This window comes from Agrobacterium genomosp. 13 str. CFBP 6927, assembly GCA_900012615.1.
In the GTDB taxonomy this organism is placed as follows: Bacteria; Pseudomonadota; Alphaproteobacteria; order Rhizobiales; family Rhizobiaceae; genus Agrobacterium.
This window is the reverse complement of sequence record LT009757.1, coordinates 26013-46579: the sequence shown is the minus strand read 5'-3', so window position 1 is coordinate 46579 and position 20567 is coordinate 26013. Positions and strand designations below refer to the sequence as shown.

At 59.1% G+C, this 20567-nt stretch carries 17 protein-coding genes; 9 read left to right on the top strand and 8 right to left on the bottom strand.

The annotated features are described in order from the left end of the window. Position 1: 1 nt before the first annotated feature. The 4 genes from AGR13A_RS14575 to AGR13A_RS14560 form a co-directional block, all read right to left on the bottom strand. Positions 2-892 carry a carbohydrate ABC transporter permease gene (locus tag AGR13A_RS14575; protein ID WP_035243448.1) on the bottom strand — a complete coding sequence of 297 codons (891 nt, stop codon included), beginning with the start codon at positions 890-892 and terminating at the stop codon, positions 2-4. Positions 893-979: 87 nt separating this feature from the next. Then, positions 980-2323 (bottom strand): extracellular solute-binding protein, encoded by a 1344-nt coding sequence (locus tag AGR13A_RS14570; RefSeq protein ID WP_080836971.1) that lies wholly within the window; start codon positions 2321-2323, stop codon positions 980-982. A 261-nt stretch (positions 2324-2584) separates the two neighbouring features. After that, positions 2585-3058, bottom strand: coding sequence for a VOC family protein (locus tag AGR13A_RS14565; RefSeq protein WP_035225723.1), 474 nt, complete (start codon positions 3056-3058; stop codon positions 2585-2587). 193 nt (positions 3059-3251) lie between these two features. Further along, a complete protein-coding gene (locus AGR13A_RS14560) occupies positions 3252-3842 on the bottom strand; it encodes a methyltransferase family protein (RefSeq protein ID WP_080836969.1) in 591 nt (196 codons plus the stop codon). 269 nt (positions 3843-4111) lie between these two features. Here AGR13A_RS14560 and AGR13A_RS14555 point away from each other — a divergent pair, with 269 nt between their 5' ends. The 3 genes from AGR13A_RS14555 (at position 4112) to AGR13A_RS14545 (ending at position 7543) form a co-directional block, all read left to right on the top strand. Next, a complete protein-coding gene (locus AGR13A_RS14555; RefSeq protein WP_080836968.1) occupies positions 4112-5893 on the top strand; it encodes a methyl-accepting chemotaxis protein in 1782 nt (593 codons plus the stop codon). Positions 5894-6086: 193 nt separating this feature from the next. After that, positions 6087-6980 carry a lytic transglycosylase domain-containing protein gene (locus AGR13A_RS14550; RefSeq protein ID WP_080840190.1) on the top strand — a complete coding sequence of 298 codons (894 nt, stop codon included), beginning with the start codon at positions 6087-6089 and terminating at the stop codon, positions 6978-6980. A gap of 149 nt (positions 6981-7129) precedes the next feature. Continuing rightward, a complete protein-coding gene (locus AGR13A_RS14545) occupies positions 7130-7543 on the top strand; it encodes a hypothetical protein (RefSeq protein WP_137067584.1) in 414 nt (137 codons plus the stop codon). Positions 7544-7589: 46 nt separating this feature from the next. Here the strand turns inward: AGR13A_RS14545 and AGR13A_RS14540 are convergent, their stop codons facing one another. The 3 genes from AGR13A_RS14540 to AGR13A_RS14530 form a co-directional block, all read right to left on the bottom strand. Further along, entirely contained in the window at positions 7590-11177 is a 3588-nt protein-coding gene (locus AGR13A_RS14540) for a TonB-dependent receptor domain-containing protein (RefSeq protein WP_374701848.1), read from the bottom strand. A 149-nt stretch (positions 11178-11326) separates the two neighbouring features. After that, entirely contained in the window at positions 11327-12250 is a 924-nt protein-coding gene (locus AGR13A_RS14535) for a FecR family protein (protein WP_080836962.1), read from the bottom strand. 87 nt (positions 12251-12337) lie between these two features. Further along, a complete protein-coding gene (locus tag AGR13A_RS14530; RefSeq protein ID WP_080836961.1) occupies positions 12338-12847 on the bottom strand; it encodes an RNA polymerase sigma factor in 510 nt (169 codons plus the stop codon). Positions 12848-13080: 233 nt separating this feature from the next. On the opposite strand from AGR13A_RS14530, the gene AGR13A_RS14525 reads away from it, so the two are divergent. From AGR13A_RS14525 to AGR13A_RS14500, 6 genes are all read left to right on the top strand, one after another. Continuing rightward, the gene (locus AGR13A_RS14525) at positions 13081-14064 is read left to right on the top strand and encodes a 3'-5' exonuclease (protein ID WP_080836959.1); all 984 of its coding nucleotides are present in this window, start codon (positions 13081-13083) and stop codon (positions 14062-14064) included. A 238-nt stretch (positions 14065-14302) separates the two neighbouring features. Further along, entirely contained in the window at positions 14303-15388 is a 1086-nt protein-coding gene (locus tag AGR13A_RS14520) for an ABC transporter ATP-binding protein (RefSeq protein WP_080836957.1), read from the top strand. Between the two features lie 30 nt (positions 15389-15418). Then, a complete protein-coding gene (locus AGR13A_RS14515) occupies positions 15419-16708 on the top strand; it encodes an ABC transporter substrate-binding protein (protein WP_035225495.1) in 1290 nt (429 codons plus the stop codon). A 216-nt stretch (positions 16709-16924) separates the two neighbouring features. Then, a complete protein-coding gene (locus AGR13A_RS14510; protein WP_080836955.1) occupies positions 16925-17836 on the top strand; it encodes an ABC transporter permease in 912 nt (303 codons plus the stop codon). Between the two features lie 4 nt (positions 17837-17840). Continuing rightward, positions 17841-18659 (top strand): ABC transporter permease, encoded by an 819-nt coding sequence (locus AGR13A_RS14505; protein ID WP_035225491.1) that lies wholly within the window; start codon positions 17841-17843, stop codon positions 18657-18659. A gap of 11 nt (positions 18660-18670) precedes the next feature. Beyond that, on the top strand, positions 18671-19480 hold the full coding sequence (locus AGR13A_RS14500) for an aspartate/glutamate racemase family protein (RefSeq protein WP_080836952.1): 810 nt from the start codon (positions 18671-18673) through the stop codon (positions 19478-19480). Here the strand turns inward: AGR13A_RS14500 and AGR13A_RS14495 are convergent. After that, on the bottom strand, positions 19435-20169 hold the full coding sequence (locus tag AGR13A_RS14495) for a hypothetical protein (RefSeq protein WP_139786069.1): 735 nt from the start codon (positions 20167-20169) through the stop codon (positions 19435-19437). The two genes, AGR13A_RS14500 and AGR13A_RS14495, sit on opposite strands and share 46 nt — an antisense overlap. Between the last annotated feature and the right edge of the window lie 398 nt (positions 20170-20567).

Here is a 20567-nt window from a genome sequence, read left to right as displayed (position 1 = left end):
CTCACTTGTAATGGACCTGCCGCTCGACAAAGCGGAACTGGATGAAGGTGAAAACCATGATGAGGCCGATGAGGACGATGCTCTGCGCCGAAGCGCCGGAATAGTTCAGGCCCTCGAAGGCTTCGCTGACGATGCGGTAGACCATTACCTCGGTGGCGCGGTTGGGGCCGCCCTCGGTGGTGGTGGCGACGATGCCGAACGTATCGGCTCCGACGAAGCCCTCGGTCATCATGATCACGGTGAGGAAGAACAAAGTGGGGGCAAGCAGCGGCACCTGAATGTCGATGGCGCGACGAATGGGGCCGGAGCCGTCCATGGCGGCCGCTTCCGTCAGCGAGCGCGGCACCGATTGCAGGCCGGCGAGCACGAAGATGAAGGTGTAGCCCGCCCATTTCCAGATGAAGATGACGATGACGAGGATCAGCGCATGTTCACCGTATTTGGCCGGGTTCCAGATGTCCGGCCACCAGGCGTTGAGCGAGGCGGCAAGACCACGTTCCGGCGACAGGATGAAGCGGAAGGCCATGCCCGCGGCGGGGCCGGCAATGGCGTAAGGGAGAATGTACAAGACCCTGAAAAAGCCGGAGCCGGGCAGCGCGCGATCGACACAAAGCGCCAGAACGAGGCCGATCAGGATGGTGAAGACAGGCCCGGCAATGGCAAAGACCATGCTGACGAGCACCGAATGCCAGTAAAGCGGATCGAGAAAGGTTTCCTCGAAATTGGCGAGACCGACGAACTCCGCAGCGCCACCGAAAGGCGGTTCGAGCGTGAACGCCCAGTTGATGACCGCTGCCACTGGCCAATAGAAGAACAGAAAGATCAGCAGAAGCTGCGGCAGGGCGAACAGCACGGGCAACCACGTGCTTTTGAAGACGGCGCGCTTTTCCATGAAAAAACCGGCATTACTGGAGAAATGGGCGGACTTGCCCGTGAAGCGAGGCGTCGCGGGCAAGTCCTTCGAAGTCGGGCGGGAAGCTTAGTTCAGCTTGGCGCCGGCATAGGTCTTTTCGAAGCGGCGCAGAGCGGCATTGGAGCGCTCGACGGCCTTGTCCAGTTCAGCCTGGACGTCGGCGTTTTGCATGAAGATGGCTTCGAGCGAGGTGGCGACTTCCTTGCGGATCTGGGTGAAACCGCCAAGGCGGATGCCGCGGGTATAGTCGGAAGGCGGCGTAAACGTCAGGCTTTCGATCGCCTTTTCACGGCCCTTGTAAGGTGCCTTGTCGTAGAAGCCGTTGGCCTTCATGGCGTCGAAGCCGGTCTTGGTGACCGGGATGTAGCCGGTGACCGTGGACCACCACTGAACCATCTCCGGCTGGGCGATGAAGTTCAGGAATGCGGCAGCGCCCTTATATTCTGCGTCGGGGCGACCGGCCATGACCCAGAGCGAAGCGCCGCCGACGAGCGAGTTGTGGCGCTCGGTGCCTTTCCAGACCGGCAGCATGGCGACGTCCCATTTCACGCCTTCCGGCATGGTCTTGCCGACGGTGCCGTGATTGGCGATGGAGGTCATGAACATCTGGCAGGTCTGCGAGGTGAAAGCGGGCAGGATGTCCATGCCGAGCTGCTTCGTCTTGACGACAAAGAGCTTCTCGTCCTGCATCTTCTTGAAGAACTTGACGTGATCGACGAATTTCGTCTTGTTGATCGTCAGTTCGGCGTCAAGGCCCTGATAGCCGTTGCCCTTGGTGGCAATCGGCTGGTTATGGATGGCGGAGAACTGCTCCATCAGCATCCAGGTGTCGAAGTTGAAGGCCAGCGGGCATTCGAAACCGGCAGTCTTCAGCTTCTTGGCGGCCTCTTCAACTTCTTCCCAGGTGTCGGGCTTGAAGGTGATACCGGCTTTCTCGAAGGCGTCGATATTGTAATAGAACATCGCCGTGGAAGAATTATACGGGAAGGAGTTCAGCTCGCCCGAAGCCGTCGCGTAATAATTGGCGATGCCGGGAAAATAATTGTTCCAGTCGATCTTGTAACCATTGTCGGCCATCAGCTTCTTGGCCGGAACAAAAGCGCCGGAGAGCATCAGATCGAGGGTGCCGGCATCGTAGATCTGCGTGATTGCGGGCTGCTTCTTGGCGCGGTAGGCGGCAATGGTGTTCTGCAGCGTGGCGTCGTAATCGTTCTGCGAGGTGCAGACGATTTCGAATTCAGCCTGCGAATCGTTGAATTTCTTGCAGGTGTCCTGAACGCGGTCGCCGAGATCGCCGGAGAGGCCGTACCAGAATTCGAACTTGGTCTTTTCTGCGTGAGCGGCGGTAGCGCCGAAGGCGGCCGCTATGGCGACGCCGGCCACAAAAGAAGTCAGAGCGGAAGATTTCATGTGTTGAGCCCCGTTGATGGATTTGATGGCATGATCGGCAAGGACATCATGTCCACAGCACGAAGCCACGGGCTCTGCTAGCAGCCGTCTTTGACGGATGGCTTACACTTTGTTGAACGTTTTATGATGACTGGCCGCGCAGGGGAACCTGCGCGGTAAAACAGCTGCAATAAAAGCCGTATTTGTGTTTTTATTTTTATTTTTCATGTCGTTACGGTTTTTATATTATTTTTCTACCTGATGCTGAGTAGGGTTGCTGTGTCAACCGCGGCGTGCGGCCTCAATGGTGGCGACATCGATTTTCTTCATGTCCATCATGGCGGCAAAGGCGCGTTTGGCCTCTGCACCGCCGGCGGCCATCGCCTCCATCAGCACGCGCGGGGTGATCTGCCAGGAGATGCCCCATTTGTCCTTGCACCAGCCACAGGCGCTTTCCTCGCCGCCATTGCCGACAATGGCGTTCCAGTAGCGGTCGGTTTCTTCCTGATCTTCAGTCGATATCTGAAACGAGAAGGCCTCGCTCTGTTTAAAGGCCGGTCCGCCATTGAGCCCAATGCAGGCGACGCCGGCAACGGTGAACTGCACCATCAAAACGTCGCCTTCCTTACCGGAGGGATAGTCGCTCGGTGCCCGGTAGACGTTGCTGACAACGCTGTCAGGGAATGTGCTGGCATAAAATCTGGCGGCGGCCTCGGCATCCCTGTCGTACCAGATACAGATCATATTCTTCTTCATTACATGTTCCTCCCAGATTGGAATCAGATTTTCGCCCCGCCTCAGAGCGGCAGGGAAATGGCCGGATGTTGCCGGCTTCCCATCCGGCATAGAATGCAGCTGCCGGGCGAACGTTCCGGAAAGGTCGGCCAACCGCGCAATTTTTCGGGGATGCAGGGTGGGTCATGACGGCGACGCCGGCCCGCAGTCCTCGTTACAACCAGCGCCTGACCCTGCGCCGATAGGCATCATAGGCGGGGCCGAGTTCCTTGGTCAGCACCCGTTCCTCGATCCTCACCTGCAGCATCACGGCGATGATGAGAGCAATGGCGACTGCAAATTGCAGAACCGTCGTGAAAACCAGCACCAGCCCTGCAAACAGCACGATCTGCCCGACGAAGACCGGGTTTCTGGAAAGGCCGAACGGGCCGGTATCCACGATGGCGCCGAGATGGCCTTCGGCCGCGCCGATGCGCCATGACCTGCCCATGTAGTGCTGCGCGTAAAGTGCGATCAGACCTCCGGCCAGCACCATCACCACACCGACGATACGGATTGTAAGGCCAGGCTCGCAACGGTTCAGAAGAAAGCCGGATTGCTGCGGCCCCAGCCACAGGCTGACAAGCGGCAGAATGGCACCGAGAAGAAAAGCGAGACGGAAAAGCATGGCGGGAAGGGTCTGCCGCTCGCGGCCCTTTGCAAAAAGCCAGACCGGTTCCCCCGTTTGTTTCGCCAGCCGCGCTGTCAGAAACAGAAATCCGGCCACATATGCCCAGACGACGAGCGTCGCAATAATATCGATCATATTTCCCCCAAAGACGACGGCGAGCCTTGCCGTCCCGATGTCAGGGGCAGCGTTTTTCGACTCGCTCAGGGCCCGGAATATAAATGCAAATATGTATCAATTTGACTTCATCCGCGGGCCGTGAAGTTTTTCGTCGGGCCTCTTTCGATGAGCTGGCGGATTTGCTTGGCGAGCATCAAATTATTATTAAGTATTATTTAATTATGAAACAACATTATTGACGAATAATTTCCAGTGGAAACCATTTAGATGCCATCGGAGGATCGCACGTGAGTTTTCTTGATCGTGGCGCAAATGCTTTTGCGGTTCTGACCGCACTTTCCAAATCTCAAGCCATCATAGAGTTCGATATGTCGGGAAAGATTCTCACTGCCAACGAGAATTTCTGCCGTGCGCTCGGTTATGATCTCGCGGAAATCGTCGGCAGGCATCACAGCATGTTTGTCGAGCCCGCCATCGTATCTTCGCAGGACTACAAGGCCTTCTGGGCAAAGCTTGCGGCGGGCGAGTTCGACCAGCGGCAATATAAGCGCATCGGCAAGGGCGGCAGGGAAATCTGGATCGAGGCCTCCTACAATCCGGTGTTTCGTCGCGGCAAGCCGGTGAAAGTGGTCAAGATCGCCACCGATATTACCGCGCGCGAGCTGATGGCGGCGGAAGATGCCGGCAAGATCGACGCCCTGTCGCGGGCGCAGGCCATCATTGAATTCTCGCCGGACGGCGAGGTGCTGACGGCCAATGAGAATTTTCTGGCGGCACTCGGTTATTCGCTGGCCGAAGTCCAGGGCAGGCATCATTCAATGTTCTGCGAGCCGGCCTACACGCAATCTGCCGACTATGCGCAATTCTGGAAAAGGCTTGCCGGCGGCGATCTCGTGGCGGATGAATTCATGCGGCTTGGCAAGGGTGGCCGCAGGGTTTTCATTCAGGCCTCCTATAATCCGATCTTCGATTTGAACGGCAGGGTGTTCAAGGTCGTCAAATTCGCGACCGACGTGACCGGCCGGGTGGAAAATGTCGAAAAGCTTGCGCAGTCCCTGACTGAACTGGCCGAGGGGGATCTTTCACAAAGCATCGACAAGCCCTTTATCCCTTCGCTTGAACGATTGCGGACGGATTTCAACGCCGCCTCGGAAAAGCTGAAAAAGGCCATGACGCTGGTGTCGGAGAATGCCGGCGCCATTTCTTCCGGCTCGAATGAAATACGCTCGGCGGCCGATGATCTTGCCAGACGCACGGAACAGCAGGCAGCCTCGATCGAGGAAACGGCCGCAGCCCTTGAAGAGATCACCACTGCCGTCAACGATTCCAGCCGGCGGGCGGAAGAGGCCGGAAAGATTGTCGCCCGCGCCCGCGACCATGCCGAGCATTCGGGCCAGGTGGTGCGCGATGCGATCGGCGCGATGGACCAGATCGAAAAATCATCACGGGAAATATCCAATATCATCGGCGTGATCGATGAAATTGCCTTTCAGACCAATCTTCTGGCGCTGAATGCGGGCGTCGAAGCCGCACGCGCCGGTGAGGCGGGCAAGGGGTTTGCGGTGGTGGCGCAGGAGGTCCGTGAGCTCGCGCAACGCTCGGCGACAGCTGCCAAGGAAATCAAGAGCCTCATCAACGCATCCGGCGCGCAGGTGGAAAACGGCGTCGGCCTCGTCACCAGAGCGGGTTCCGCCCTGCAGGAAATCGCCGCGCAGGTGCGCGATATCAACACCAATGTCGTGGCGATTGTCGATGCCGCACGCGAACAGTCCACCGCACTCGCTGAAATCAACCAGGCGGTCAACACCGTCGATCAGGGAACGCAGCAGAACGCCGCGATGGTGGAGGAGCAGACGGCGGCGAGCCACAGCCTCGCGCGGGAAGCGGCGGCCCTGTTCGAACTTCTCGGGCAGTTCCGCTTCGATGACACGCCGCGATCGACATCCTCTTTACGGCGCAGCCCGCAGGAAACCGCGCCGGCCGGTGCCCGCCGTCCCGCATCCCGCCCGCTTGCGTCACGCGGTTCCGCCGCCGTCGCCGTCGATCGCGAAGAGTGGCAGGACTTCTAGAGCACTTCGCGAATGCGCGCTTTCCGGTCTGGGCTTCCTCATTCCCGTGACAGGCACGGGAATGAGGCCCGACCGAAACTTCCATTGAAGAACAGCCAAAGGTCTGGGCATATCGTTGCGATTGGCTGATAATCGGCGCATCGCGTTTGGAGTTTTCGGGGACCTTCGCTTGGCAGGGATATCGACAAGCCGTCTGGCTCTTGCCTTCTGTCTGCTGGCCGTCACCTCCGGTCCGACCGGTGCTGACCAGCCGGCAAAGGAAAAAACAATCTGCGCCTACAGCCATGATGTCGCGCCGGAACTGTGCATCCGCGTCGGCAGCTACAATAATGATCTTTGCCATGCCATTGAGGTTCTGGCCGGGCGTCATGCCGTTCCGCCGGATTATTTCGCGCGGCTGATCTGGCGGGAAAGCCTGTTCCGGGCCGATGCGGTGAGCCCGAAGGGCGCTGAGGGTATCGCCCAGTTCATGCCGGGCACGGCAAGGCTGCGCGGCCTTGAAGACAGTTTCAACATCATCGCCGCGCTTGAGGCATCCTCGCGTTATCTGTCGGAGCTGAACACGCAATTCGGCAATTTTGGTCTCGCGGCGGCGGCCTATAATGCGGGCGAGGCGGGATTGCGGACATTCATCGCCACCGGCCGCCTGCCGATGGAAACCCGGGATTACGTGTTTGCGATTACCGGATACCCCGTGGAAAGCTGGAAGGACAATCCGCCGGAAAAAGCGGCCCCGGCGCTGGATGACAACAGGTCCTTCATCGATGCCTGCCTGAAGCTGGCCGATACCCGCACCATGAACGATCCCGTGCTGATTTCCTCGGCCGACTGGGCGCCCTGGGGCGTGCAGCTTGCAGCGCATTATAATCCGGCGGTGGCAAACCGGCTTTTCACCCGCGCGATAGGTCAGCTGGCGGAGCCTCTTAACGCTGAACGAGCCTTGATCGTGCGCCAACGCGGCGGGAATTTCGGTTCGCGCCCGCGTTATGCCGCCCGCATCGGCCGCGAAACACGTGGTGAAGCCAATAAGCTTTGCGGTGCAATCCGGCAGGCCGGCGTTCCCTGCACCGTGTTTCGCAACAGGTAGGCGACTGTCATTTTAAGCCGATCATAACAAGTTGATCGGCATTTCGTTTGCGCCTCCTTCCAGCGGCAAACCATCGACCCTAGATTTGCGCCCGGGCCATGGTCGCGTCTTGTGCGACCACAGGCATTTTACGAGGGGAAGCATTAAAAATGAGATGGCTTGAAACCGGATGCCTTACGGCTGCGCTGGCAATCGTCAGCGCCTGTTCCTCCACCGGGCAGACGGAGATTTCCCGCACCGTCGCAGGCTTTGTGGGACAGCCCCGCGATGCCGCCATCGCCAGACTTGGCCGTCCGAACAAGGTCATCATCGAAAACGGCGCAACCGAATCCTATTGGCTGAAGGTCGATGTCGAGACCTATGCGGGCCTCAGCAACAGGCGCGAATATAAAACCGTCAATGGCCAGGCGCAGATATCGGAAACCGAGGGCATGAAGATCAAGGAGCACCGCCGTGACTGCATCATCAAGATCACTGCGGACGCCGCCTCCACCATCAGGACGAGCGAGATCATTGGTAATCCGGCCAGTTGCGAAAATATTCTAAATCGTCCGGCCTCCTGAACCGCGCTCCGGGGGCGGAACGCAGCTCAGGAGGTTGCAAGGGGGCTTAAAAGCGATAGTTCAGCCCGACCTTGATGGCATGCATGTTCAGCGAATTCGACGCGTTGCGGCCGTTTGTTATTCCCGAAGTGCCGGCGTGGTCGACATATTCGTAAACCGGCGATTCATAGGGAGCGCAAACTTCCGGATAGATGGCGCAAAGCCAGGCCATATTGGGATCATTGGCCAAACCGGGGTCGATCATCTCGGTGCCGGTCTGCTCGCTGGTCTGGTAGTCCTTGCCGGTGCCGGCGCGGGCATTCTTGAACTTGAAGGACTTGGCGCGGAAATGGCTGTAGCTGTAATCCGCCCTGATCGACCAGTTTTCGTTCAGGGCATATTCCGCGCCGAGCCCGATGGTGAAGCCGGTTCGCGTGCCCGAAGCCTTCTCTACGAAGAATGCCGTTGTTTCGGAACCCATGGGGTTGGTAGCGCTCGCACTGTCTGAGACATACTGGTCGCGCCTTTGGGTTTCCCGGGCAAGCGCCAGACCGGCGGTCGAATAAACCAGCAGCCTGTCGTTGACGGCATATCCGAGTTTTGCCCGCAACCCGGCAGTCCAGTCGATGTCGTAGCTGGTGGTTGCGTCCACATGTCCGTTTTTCGCCAATGTGGCATCGGTGGAACCGAACTTCTCGATGCCGCGAAGATAGGTTTTGGTGTAATCGGCCTCGACGCCGACGACAAAGCCGTTTTCGAGCTGGCGGTCATAACCCGCATGCAGCCCGAATGCGCCGCCGCGCATGTTGAAATCGGCAGATTCCCGCGCGGCTGCATCGCTGAACGTTCCATCCAGAGAGGTCGTATTTCCCGCGATATTCAGGAAATCGCCGCCCGCATGAGCACCCACATTAAAGCCGGTCCAGTCGCGAACGAAGGCGCTGTCCGTCGGGCTGCTGAAGGGGGAAAGGCCGGGCAGGGCTTCACCGCCGCCAATGGTTGCCGTGAGGCTGGCATAGATCGTCCGGCCCGGTCCCGGCTGCGTGACAAGGCCGAGAGGATCGACATAGAAACGATCGAACAGGTTTTCCACGCGCAGGCTCGCGGTCATGTTGTCGTTGATCTTGTATTCGGTAAACAGGTCGACAAGCGTATAGGGTTCCCAGTCCACGAGAGCGATGAATTCGGAGGCGCCCTGCGCCGTGACATCGCCATGTCCGATGGCGCGCGGACCGACATAGGAGATGCGGCCGCCGACCGTCAGCCGGTCCTCGAGGAATTTCTGCGAGAGCGTCAGGTCCACCGTATATTCCGGCTGAACATGGTTGGTCGCATAGTCGCCGTAGAGGGACTTGCTGTCGCAGGTCTGGGTCGTGCGGCAATATTCGACGTTCAGGAAATAATTGGCCGAAAGGTCCGCCGAAAAGCCGCCATTGGTGTAACGGCCGGAGAGTTCGAGACCTGAAAATTTAGCCCGGGGAATGTTGCCGATATTGAGGGTCAGCACCGGTTCGGTCACCACCGTGCGCGATATGTAATTCTTCACGTCCCAATTGAAATAACCGAACTTGATCATGGCGGTATCGTCGTCGGACAGAATGCCGTCGCGAATGATGTTGGTGCCGATTTCCCAGTTGCTGGACCGTTCCGGCTGGACGCCGGCATTGGCGATCACGCTGTTGAAGGCGGAGACGGATTCGATGATGGATGGCGATCTGAGCGTATTCGAATAGTTGGCGTAGAACTGCGTATTGTCGAACGGTTCCACGGTCACGCCGGCAGACGGGCTGAATCCCCCGTCATCCACCGTCAGGCCAATGGGTTTGCCCTGGGCCTGATATTTTTCGTAAGGGTCAAATCGATCCTTGAGCCAATAATGCGAGTATCGCAGGCCGCCATTGAGGGTAAGCCAGTCAACGGGCTTGTAGGCCGCCTTGGCGAAAGCGGCACCTTCATGACGAATGGCATCGCGCGGCGTCAGCCAACCCTCAAGAACAGCGGCGTGCTCGCTGCCATTGGTGTCCTCGGCCCGGTAGGAAATGCCGTAGTTCAGATCGAGGTCACCGTAATCCGAGCTGAATTGCGAGCGGTTGGTAATTTCGGCTCCCCACATATTGGTGTCGGTGCCGACCCGGAAACCGGATGGCAGGCCGATTTTTTCGGGCGTCAGTCCTCGCCCGCCGCGCACGGGATTTCGGACTTCGAGATGGTTGAAGTAGAAATTCGACTTGAAGTCGATGAGATCATTATCCTCGGGGTTCCAGTTGTATCTCGCCGTGAACGTGTCGAGGCTGGTGCTGACCGTCTGTTCCTGTTGCTGCGCCTGTCCGGTATTCGAGGTCAGCCGCGAGGCAAGCCGGTCCCCGGCCTCGCTTCTATATCCCATATAACCGATCTGGAATGTCTGGTCGTCCGAAAGGCGTGCGGTCACTTTTGCCAGAAGAGATTGCGTTTCCAGCTCGGTGTTGAGGACTTCCTCACCCCCGCGATAGTTGACCAGGCCTTCATTGATCATCGTGTTGGGAAGAATGCCGCCCCAATATTTCGTGTTGCCAATGTTTTTCGGGGAGGCGACGGGGCCGTGGCTGCCGGCGTGATAATTGCCCTGGCGACGATGCGCATAACCCGCAACGACATCGATGTCCTCGCCCTTATAGGCGCCGATCACACTGCCTGAGCCGGTCGTCGGCTTGAGGAAGGCGGGACGATCCATCCCGTCGGCAGATGGTGTCGCGGTGCCCACGCCGGACTGGTAGCTGTAGCCGCCCAGCGCGCCATCCTTCGGGCTTGACGAATTGGTGCCAAAACCGCCTTTGACCTTGAGGCCCCATTTCTCGCCGTCCTTGACGATGTCATCGGCACTGACCGTCCTCATCGCGACCGAGCCGGCATTGCCGAAGGAAGCGGCGTCTGCCCCCTTGGTAATGTCGACGCCGGCGATGAAATCGGGATCGACATAGGTGCGGTTAGAGACGCCCTGATAGCCCTGATAGACCGTCACGGAATTCTCGGCGCCGTCTATCGTCGTGGCGACGCGGCCCATTCCCTGCATGCCGCGAATATTGACGTCGATGGCGCCCGCGCCGTTGCGCGCCTCGCCGGACATGACGCCCGCCGTTCCGCGAAACATGTCAGCCGGGCTGGAGCCGCGAAAACGGTCGATGTCCTCGCCCGAAATATAGGCCGTGGGGGCGTCGGTTCCGTAGGGCGCGTCGGGACTGCCGTATCGCCCGCTTTTGCCGGTGACGGTGATTGTCTCCAGCGCGACTGTACCATCCGCCGCGGTCGCTTGCGGCGCCTGTGAGGCGTTGGAGACCGTCACGCGATCGGGCGCAGTAAAGCGAAAGCTCAGGCCGGTGCCGTCCAGAAGCTTGCCGAGCGCCTCGCGCGGTTGAAGGGCTCCCGCCGCGCCGGAAGTTTTCAGCCCCGTTGTCAAAGACGCATCGTAGAAAATCTGTATGCCGCTTGACGCACCAAATCGCGTCAGCGCCACGTCAAGCGATCCCGCGGGAATGGAGAATTGGCGCAGCTCCTGCGCGTGAACCTGGGTGTGAGCGTAAAACGAGACGGAGCACGCCAGCGATGCGCAGAATGCCGCCAGCCTCAAACGCCCTGCGCGACTACCGGATTTTTGTCCCGTCGCCAATAAATTCATCCCCGTAACCCCTTCAGTTTCGCCGCATCACTGCGGCCTCTGATAGGAAGGACGACCGAGGCGCAGAAACCCGAAAAGATTTCTGGAGTTTTTTGGTAATATTTTTTTGGTCGAACAATATCGTGGCAGGGCGAGGGTGTGAGCCGGGGTCAGACGAGGAGCAGTATTCCGCCGGCACCGATTGCCCGCAGATGCAGCGTTTCCTCAAGATGGGCGATAATATCCTGTGGCCGGTTGAGCTGGAAAACGCCCGAGACATGCAGGGACCGCAGGCTTTCACGCGTGATGATGATCCTGCCACGCCGGTGCCGGTTCAGACTTGCGACGATGTCTTCAAGGGGGCGGTTGTTGAACACCAGCAGGCCTTCGCGCCAGGCGGAGGCGGTTTCAAGGTCGATTGTGGATTTTTCCTTGAGGCCGGAACGTCCGTAAGTGATGGCCTCGCCGGGAAGGAGCTGGGCATTGCCGAGACAGTGCACGGCAAGCGGGCTGGACAGGCATTCCACCGTCACGCCGCTGGCGTTGTGTGTCACGCTGAAAGAGCCGCCGGAGGCTTCGACATAACCGGCACCGGCATTCACGACAAATGGCATGTCGGATGCCTGCCTGACGGTGAAGACCGCAGCACCCGCCGTCAGATCGAACCGCCGTTCACCGTCGAGAGACAGCGCCGTGCCGCCATCCAGAAAGGCGGTCGATCCGTCCGGCAGGTTCACATGTCGCTGCTCGCCGACCCCCGTTGAAAAATCCGCAAGCATTGAATCTATGGAGGGCATGTAACCGAGTTGCGGCAGCGCCACGGCGACGCCGGCAAAACCGGCTGCAAGGCTGCCGCCAATCATGAATAACCGTCTGGAGACGACGTTTGCGCGCGTTCGCGTTTCGGCCTGCAAGGCCGGGCCGAGATTGCGCCAGAGCGCCGATGCCTCGATGAAGGCGCGTTCGTGCTCGGCACTGAGATTGCGCCAATGGCTGAGCGCTTCCGTATCCTCGACCGTAGCCGCGCCGGAGTGCAGCCTGACGATAAAGGACGTGGCCTTTTTTCTGAGCGCATCGGATCCGTCGTTCAACACTCAACCCCTATCAAAAAGTCCATCCGGGCACGGGAATTTCACATGAACCTCACTAGCTCTAACGATTGAAAACCGGAAATCCGAAAATTATCTGCGCCGCTCATGACCCATTTTCTCCATGCAGTAATTGATCGCCCGGTTGATTTCCATTTCCACCGTGCGGGTCGAGACATGAAATTCCGCCGCGATCTCGGCATAGGGGCGAAACTCCAGCCGCGCCGCGACGAGTATTTTTCGCTGCCGATCCGGTAATTCGCCGATGACCCGCATGAGTTCCCGGATCTGGTCGCGATCGATCACCTGTTGGTCCGGTAATGGACGTTCATCGCGAATTGAAAGCGCATCCTCGATCTGTTCGGTCGTCGCGCGGTGCTTGCGACCGCGCCCATGATCGATGGCAAGTGACCTTGCAATCCGCTTGAGATAGGGAACGGGGGCCTCGGAGGCATTGGAACTGTTCCTCGCCAGCTTGATCCAGGCTTCATGGGCAAGATCCTCGGCATCTTCCCGGGAACCCGTCATCCGCGTCAGATATCGCTTGATGTCCGACTGCGTTTTCAGGAATGCCGAGAGGAATTTGTCGTCGCGTTGCGTCATGACCGACCTGGGGATTGCGTTTGAGGCGATACCCCGCGCAGCGACTTATTTCAATACTTAACTGAAATAATCATGTTAAAATGGTTCTCTTCGCGACAGCCCCCTCGCAATAGCCCTCTGGCGGATGCGACCCGGTTTCTGTGGATGACGGTAACCGCTGTTGTGACGTTAAGCCTCTGCGCATATGCTGGACTACTCAATCTCGATTTCCGGCCAAGGCGGACAGGAGCACGATGACCTCCCAGTTGGATTTTTTTGCCCCCGCGGCGGCGCGGCTTGCCCAGGCCGAACGTGGGCGAAAAAAAGCGGGTGGTGGCGAAACAACGCAGAAGGCGGTTGCTGACGACGAGACGCTTGCCGCTCATCTCGAATCCACCGGCAATTACCGCATCCTGCGCAGGCTTCAGCCTCGTGCCGTCGTCGAGCAGCCGAAACCCGGATTTCCCCGTCGGGGTATCATCCTGGATACGGAAACGACGGGCCTCGACCATCGAGCCGACGAGATCATAGAAATAGGTGTCATCGCCTTCACATTCGACGATCAGGGTATGATTGGCGATGTCACCGGTATCTATGGCGGCCTGCGCCAGCCTGGCATTGCCATTCCCGAAGAGATCACGCGCCTGACGGGTATTACCGATGAAATGGTCGCGGGACAGGCGATAGACATCGAGTGGTTGACGTCCCTTGTCGCCGATGCCGATCTCATCATTGCCCACAATGCCGGCTTCGACCGTCCCTTTTGCGAGAGCTTCTCGCCGATCTTCCGGGACAAGGCCTGGGCCTGTTCCGTAAAGGAGATAGACTGGCGGGCGCGGGGCTTTGAAGGCAACAAGCTTGGTTATCTGATCGGCCAATCCGGCTATTTCCACGATGGCCACCGCGCTGTCGATGATTGTTTCGCGTTGCTGGAGGTGCTGGCACAGGAGCGTTCCGGCCAGACAGGAACGCCCTTTGCCGAGCTTCACGAGGCAAGCCGGCTGTCAAGGGTCCGCATCTACGCGGAAAACAGTCCGTTCGAGATGAAGGATCATCTGAAAAAACGCGGCTACCGCTGGTCGGACGGGTCGGATGGCCGGCCGAAATCCTGGTGGGTGGAGCTGCCGGAGGAAAAGCTCGAGGAAGAGCTGCATTTCCTCCGGACCGAAATCTACCGCTGGGACGCCGATCCCATGGTGAAGCGCCTCACGGCGTTCGATCGGTTCAAGGCCGGTTAGGCGACAGATTCTGCTGGGTGTTGCCTCATCGAGAACTGCGCAACCCGCAAACAGCCTGATCTCGCAAACCCGCCCACCAAGATCGCATACAATTTCGACAGTCAATCGAAAACAATCGCTGCAAATTTGGGCAGGCGGCCGGCCGGGTTCATAGGTCGCCCTGGAATTTCCTTTTAGATCAATGGCAAAGCGGATTGGCACGCCTCCTGCATGACAAGGTTGTCGCAGGAGAGTGTTCATGAGCAAAGCCGCAGCAATCGACATCGCGTCCGTATCCAAGATTTACGGCAACACCACCGCCGTGCATGCGATAAGCCTCAAGATTCCGGCGGGAAGCTATTGCTGCCTGCTTGGCCCGTCTGGCTGCGGAAAAACCTCGACGCTGCGAATGATTGCCGGCCATGAAAGCATTTCCAGCGGTGATGTCCGGCTGGGCAATGTGGTGGTCACCGATCTGCCGCCCGCCCGGCGCGGCACGGCGATGATGTTCCAGTCCTATGCGCTGTTTCCGCATCTCGATCTCGTCGACAATGTCGCCTTCAGCCTCAAGATGAAGGGGGTGGACAGGGAGACGCGCCGCGCCAAGGCGCTCGATATGCTGCGGCTGATGCAGCTTGAACCCTATGCCAGCCGACGTCCGGCCCAGCTTTCCGGCGGGCAGCAGCAGCGCGTGGCGCTGGCGCGCGCGCTCATCACCGATCCCGAGGCGCTGCTGCTGGATGAGCCGCTGTCGGCACTCGATCCTTTCCTCAAAATCCGCATGCGTGCCGAATTGAAGAAGCTGCAGACCTCGCTTGGCATCACCTTCGTCCACGTCACACACAGCCAGGAAGAGGCGATGGCTCTGGCCGATGTCATCGTCGTCATGAATGATGGCCGTATCGAGCAGGCGGCGACACCACGCGAGGTGTTCGAGCGCCCGGCCACCGCTTTCGTTGCCCGTTTCATGGGCGACCACAATGTCATTTCCGGGCGTTTCAAACAAAAGACCGGCGATCTCGTCATGCTGGAAGTGGCGGGTGGAGGCACCTTCACGGCCAACGGCACCGCTCCCGATGACGGCGCGGTGGATATCGCCATCCGTACCGACCGCGTGCGCGTGGGGGAGGCGGATCAGCCGGGCTTCGGTTTTACCGGCATTGTCTCGAATGTCGAATATCGCGGCGCGAGCGTGAAGATCGCCGTCAGCGGCGCGGGTATCGAGGATTTCAACGTCATCCTCAGCGATGCCGCCTTTTTTGAAAAGCCGGTCAGGACCGGCGACGCCATACCGCTTTCATGGAATGCGGCCGATGCCATCGTGCTCGGCCGGGTAGAGAAGTGACCCCAAAAATAACCAGAGGAGAACTTTGAAATGACCGATACCTCCAAGATCAAAACAGGCCTTTCCCGCCGCGGCCTTCTCAAGGCCGGTGCGGCGGCGACGGGTGCGGCGATCGGCTCCGGCCTCATCACCGGCTTCCCGACCATCTGGGCGCAGAACCCGATCACCATCCGCCAGTTCGGCACCGGCGTGTCGAACCTCAATGCCATTGCCGAAAAGTGCAAGGCCGATCTCGGTATCACGCTCGAAATGACGGCGACGGATTCCGACGCTGCCGCCCAGCGTGCGGTGACCCAGCCGAATTCCTATGACATCGCCGACATCGAATACTGGATCCTGAAGAAGGTCTATCCGGCGGGCGTCATCCAGCCGATGGAAATCAAGAAGCTGAAATATTACGACAAGATCGTGCCGCTGTTCAAAAACGGCAAGCTGAAGCCGGACAGCGTCGTGGCGCAGGGCACGGCCCCGCACACGGTCGGTTTCGTCGAAAAGCCCGGCGACAAGAAGTTCGCCAAGGGCGAGACCGATTATTTCACCATGGTCCCGACCATCTACAATGCCGATACGCTCGGCATCCGCCCCGATCTCGTCGGCCGCGATATCTCCAGCTGGGCCGATATCATGGACCCGAAGTTCAAGGGCAAGACCTCGATCCTCAACATCCCTTCCATCGGCATCATGGATGCGGCGATGATCATGGAAGCCCTGGGCAACATCAAATATGCCGACAAGGGCAACATGACCAAGGAAGAGATCGACAAGACGATCGACTTCCTCATCAAGGCGAAAAAAGACGGCCAGTTCCGCGCCTTCTGGAAGAGCTTCGATGAAAGCGTCAACCTCATGGCCTCGGGTGAGGTCATCATCCAGTCCATGTGGTCGCCGGCCGTCGCCGCCGTTCGCTCCAAGGGCATTGCCTGCAAATATCAGCCGCTGAAGGAAGGCTATCGCTCCTGGGGCGGCGGTCTCGGGCTTGCGAAGCACCTCTCGGGCGCGAAACTCGATGCGGCCTATGAATATATCAACTGGTACACCTCCGGCTGGGTCGGCGCTTATCTCAACCGTCAGGGCTATTATTCCGCCGCCATGGAAACGGCGAAGGAACACATGAGCGCCGACGAGTGGGGTTACTGGGTCGAAGGCAAGCCGGCGCAGGGCGATATCATCGCGCCTGACGGTAAGGTCATGGAAAAGGCCGGTGCGGTGCGCGATGGCGGCTCCTTCGAGGAGCGCATGGGCAAGGTCGCATGCTGGAACTCCGTCATGGACGAGGACCGCTACATGGTCCGCCGCTGGAACGAATTCATCGCGGCCTGATGTTTTTGAAGGACGAAGCCGGCGGTGAAGGCCGCCGGTCAGTCACATAGGCGTCGAAAACCCTCCGCCGTCATCCTCGGGCTTGACCCGAGGATCCACAATCTGGCGCGGCCATGGATCCTCGGGTCAAGCCCGAGGATGACGGCGAGAGTGTCAACAAGCTTGCCGGCGGCTTTCGCCGCCGGTGCATCTCTAAATCCAGCGAAAGGCTCCACCATGGTGACGGTCAGACTTATCGGCGTCAGCGAAAAAAAGGATAGGCCGCCCCGCAGCTTCGCCCTGCCGCAGAAGCTCGTATCCTATGTGCAGGCCGCTCCGCTTTTGCTGATCCTCGGCTTTTTCCTGGCTCTGCCGATCCTCATGATCGCCGTCGTCAGCTTCTGGGACTATGACTTCGCCCAGATGTATCCCGATTTCGTGACCTTCAACTATCTGGAAACGCTCGGCTCGTGGGTCACCTGGCAGACCTATTTCAACACGCTGAAATATGCCGCCATCGTCTGGGCCATCACGCTGTTCTGCGGTTTCTGGGTCGCCTATTTCCTGGCTTTTCACATTCGCACCACCACCATGCAGATGGTGCTCTTCCTCATCTGCACCGTGCCGTTCCTGACATCGAACATCATCCGCATGATTTCCTGGATACCCGTTCTCGGGCGCAACGGGCTGGTCAACAGCACGCTGGTCAGCGCCGGCATCGTGCCCGCACCGATTGAGTGGCTGCTTTATTCGGATTTCGCCGTGGTGCTGGCCATGGTGCATCTTTATACGCTCTTCATGGTCACGCCGATCTTCAATACGCTGATGCGCATCGACAAATCGCTGATCGAGGCGGCGCGTGACGCCGGTGCAACGGGCTGGCAGACACTCTGGAACGTCATCATTCCCCTTGCCAAACCCGGCATGGCCATCGGCAGCATCTTTGTCGTGACGCTGGTGATGGCGGATTTTTCGACGGTTCAGGTCATGTCCGGCGGGCAAAGCGCTTCCGTGGCGCTGATGATGAAGAACCAGATGTCGCTGCTGCAATATCCGGCGGCCGCCGCAAACGCCGTCATTCTACTCATTCTCGTTCTGCTGATGGTCGCGGGCATCCTGCGCATCGTTGATATCCGCAAGGAGCTCTAATCCCATGCATCAGGAAAAACGCGGTCGCGAATTCTACATCCTCGCCTTCTTTTTCGCCCTCTTCGTGCTGTTCCTTTACGGCCCGCTGTCAGCCATCCTCATCCTCGCTTTTCAGGGACCGAATGGCGGCCTGACTTTTCCGCTGAATGGCGTTTCGCTGCACTGGTTCGGCAATCTTTTCGAACAGCAGGCGGTGGGCGATTTCGGCGGCTCGTTCCGCCGCTCCTTCGGGCTTGGCCTGATGGTCATGATCGTCACCGTCTTCGTATCGCTTCTGGCGGGCCTTGCCTTCCGGCGAAAATTCATCGGCGCGACACCGCTTTTTTATCTCTCGGTTGCCAGCCTGGTGGTTCCGTCAATCATCATTTCGCTTGGCATTGGTGTTCTTTTCCAACAGCTTGGGCTGGAACCCTCATGGTATACGTCAGCTTTTGGCGCGCATCTCACCTGGACGCTGCCATTTGGGGTGCTCATCATGCTGGCCGTGTTCAACCGCTTCTCGCCATCCTATGAGGAGGCAGCCCGTGACCTTGGCGCGTCCTCCTGGCAAACATTTGCCCATGTGGTGCTGCCGATGATCGCGCCGAGCCTGATCGGCGTCGGCCTGTTCGGCTTCACGCTCTCCTATGACGAATTCGCCCGCACGCTGATGACGGCGGGGACCTACAACACCCTGCCGCTGGAAATTTACGGCATGACCACCAATGTCACGACGCCGGTGCTTTATGCGCTCGGAGCCGTAACGACCCTGTTCTCCTTCCTGGTAATCGCAGGCACGCTCGGCCTGATCGTTACCTTGAACCGCCGCCATTCACGCGGATAAAGAAACTTACCATGCGCATCCTCATCATCAATCCGAATACGACGCATTCCATGACTGACACGATCGCCGATGCGGCGATCCGTGTATCCAACCCGGAAACGGAAATTCTGGCCGTTACCTCGTCCATGGGGCCTGTCTCCATAGAAGGATATTACGATGAGGTTTTCGCCGTGCCCGGCCTGCTGCTGGAGCTTGCCAGGGCGCCGGCGCTCGGTGCGGATGCCGCTATCATCGCCTGTTTCGATGATACCGGGCTCGATGCGGCGCGGGCGCTCGCCGATATACCGGTTATCGGTATCTGCGAGGCCGCGGTTTCCGCCACCGCCTTCATCGCGCAGAAGTTCACCATTGTCACGACGATGGAGCGTTCACGGCTGCCGCTCGAACATCTCGTCCATCGCTACGGCATGTCTTCCCGTTGCAATGTGCGTGCCGCCGATATTCCCGTCCTGTCGCTGGAAGAGCCCGGTTCAAATGCCCGCGAGAGGTTGCGCGAAGAGATTTCGCTGGCGCTGAAGAATGACGGGGCGGAGGCGATCGTGCTCGGCTGTGCCGGCATGGCGGACCTTACCGCCGAACTGCGCAGCGAATTCGGCGTGCCCGTCATCGATGGCGTCGCCGCTGCCGTCAAGCAGGCCGAAGCGCTGGTGGCCATGGGTCTTTCGACGGCCAAACGCGGCGCCTATGCCACGCCGGTCGTCAAGCCCTATCGCGGATTGCTGGAAACATTCCAGCCGGACCGCATCGTGGCTTCCTCAGGCGGCCATGGCGACCGTCACGGTTTGGAACTCTCCGACCATAAAACAACGAAGGCGAGCTGATAGGCGAGATCGCGTCGCACATTTTGCAGCGTCGGATCGCTCAGGATTATTCTGGAGCCGTCTCTCTGCAGGAAATTCAGTCGCTCCGCCTTGGCCAGCAGCGCCGTGACGTGGGCACGGCTGATCCCGTAGGCGCGAGCGGCCGCCTTGCGGGAAAATTCGCATCCCGTGTCATCAGATCTGGTTGCTGTCGCCGCCGACAGCAAATCCAGCAGCAACGGAAATCCCGGCGCATGCCCCAGGAATATCCGCATTTCCTCCGACAGCTGATGCAATTCCGGGGGATGCCTCAAAAGCCAGTTCATGCCATCCAGAAGGGTGCTTACGCCGTCCGCCGTTTTTTCGGACGTCACCATCCCCGGATGTTCATGCCATGCCGAGGCCGCAGCCAGATAGGCGGCTGCCAGCGTCTGCACCGCATCAACCAGCCAGCCATTCAATGACCATGGGCGTTCGCGCCTGTCGCCGCATGGCGGAAGCCGCTGTGCGGTGCCCTCCAGTTCCAGCCAGTCTATCAGCGCGCGTGTCCTGCGGCTGGATGCCCAGCCCCTCGGAACGACGGCCGCCTGAACCGCGGCCAGTGTGAACTGCCCTTCATGGACCGAACCCGGACCGAGAGCGCAGATGACGGTCGCGAATGCGCCGAAATCACCGATGGCGCGGACGAGGCGTTGTTCCCGTTTAAACACGATCGATATCTGCGCACAGAGGCAGGTTACCGATTCATCGAAAGCCTCATCGTTCAAAATCCGGTTCGCAAGTGGGGTCAGCCTCTCGAGAAGCATGTCCGGCGGCGGCCGAACGGAATTCCCCGCCGGGAGCGGTTTCGAAACGTGCGAAATCTCTCTTCGAGATGCCTTTCCCCCTTGGGCTTCTAGGTCGTCACTACTTTTTGGCGAAATTCAAGGCGTGGGTTTCATGAGCCGGCTGCGCCCGTTCGCTAAGTGCAAGACAGCCGAAAATTCGCGGACGTGGAGATAGGTGCAATTTGTTGCACTCCCCCGCCGTCCCATTGGGGGTTATTAAAAAATACTCTCATAAATTGAATGTTAAAGGGCGCATTAAAATATGTTCTCTTTTGAGACGG

Excerpts from the sequence above, each read along its gene's own strand:
- AGR13A_RS14505 (WP_035225491.1), top strand. The coding sequence starts at position 17,841 with ATGCATCAGGAAAAACGCGGTCGCGAATTCTACATCCTCGCCTTCTTT.
- AGR13A_RS14515 (WP_035225495.1), top strand. The coding sequence starts at position 15,419 with ATGACCGATACCTCCAAGATCAAAACAGGCCTTTCCCGCCGCGGCCTT.
- AGR13A_RS14570 (WP_080836971.1), bottom strand. The coding sequence starts at position 2,323 with ATGAAATCTTCCGCTCTGACTTCTTTTGTGGCCGGCGTCGCCATAGCG.
- AGR13A_RS14525 (WP_080836959.1), top strand. The coding sequence starts at position 13,081 with ATGACCTCCCAGTTGGATTTTTTTGCCCCCGCGGCGGCGCGGCTTGCC.
- AGR13A_RS14575 (WP_035243448.1), bottom strand. The coding sequence starts at position 892 with ATGGAAAAGCGCGCCGTCTTCAAAAGCACGTGGTTGCCCGTGCTGTTC.
- AGR13A_RS14520 (WP_080836957.1), top strand. The coding sequence starts at position 14,303 with ATGAGCAAAGCCGCAGCAATCGACATCGCGTCCGTATCCAAGATTTAC.
- AGR13A_RS14540 (WP_374701848.1), bottom strand. The coding sequence starts at position 11,177 with ATGAATTTATTGGCGACGGGACAAAAATCCGGTAGTCGCGCAGGGCGT.
- AGR13A_RS14545 (WP_137067584.1), top strand. The coding sequence starts at position 7,130 with ATGAGATGGCTTGAAACCGGATGCCTTACGGCTGCGCTGGCAATCGTC.
- AGR13A_RS14560 (WP_080836969.1), bottom strand. The coding sequence starts at position 3,842 with ATGATCGATATTATTGCGACGCTCGTCGTCTGGGCATATGTGGCCGGA.
- AGR13A_RS14510 (WP_080836955.1), top strand. The coding sequence starts at position 16,925 with ATGGTGACGGTCAGACTTATCGGCGTCAGCGAAAAAAAGGATAGGCCG.
- AGR13A_RS14500 (WP_080836952.1), top strand. The coding sequence starts at position 18,671 with ATGCGCATCCTCATCATCAATCCGAATACGACGCATTCCATGACTGAC.
- AGR13A_RS14530 (WP_080836961.1), bottom strand. The coding sequence starts at position 12,847 with ATGACGCAACGCGACGACAAATTCCTCTCGGCATTCCTGAAAACGCAG.
- AGR13A_RS14565 (WP_035225723.1), bottom strand. The coding sequence starts at position 3,058 with ATGAAGAAGAATATGATCTGTATCTGGTACGACAGGGATGCCGAGGCC.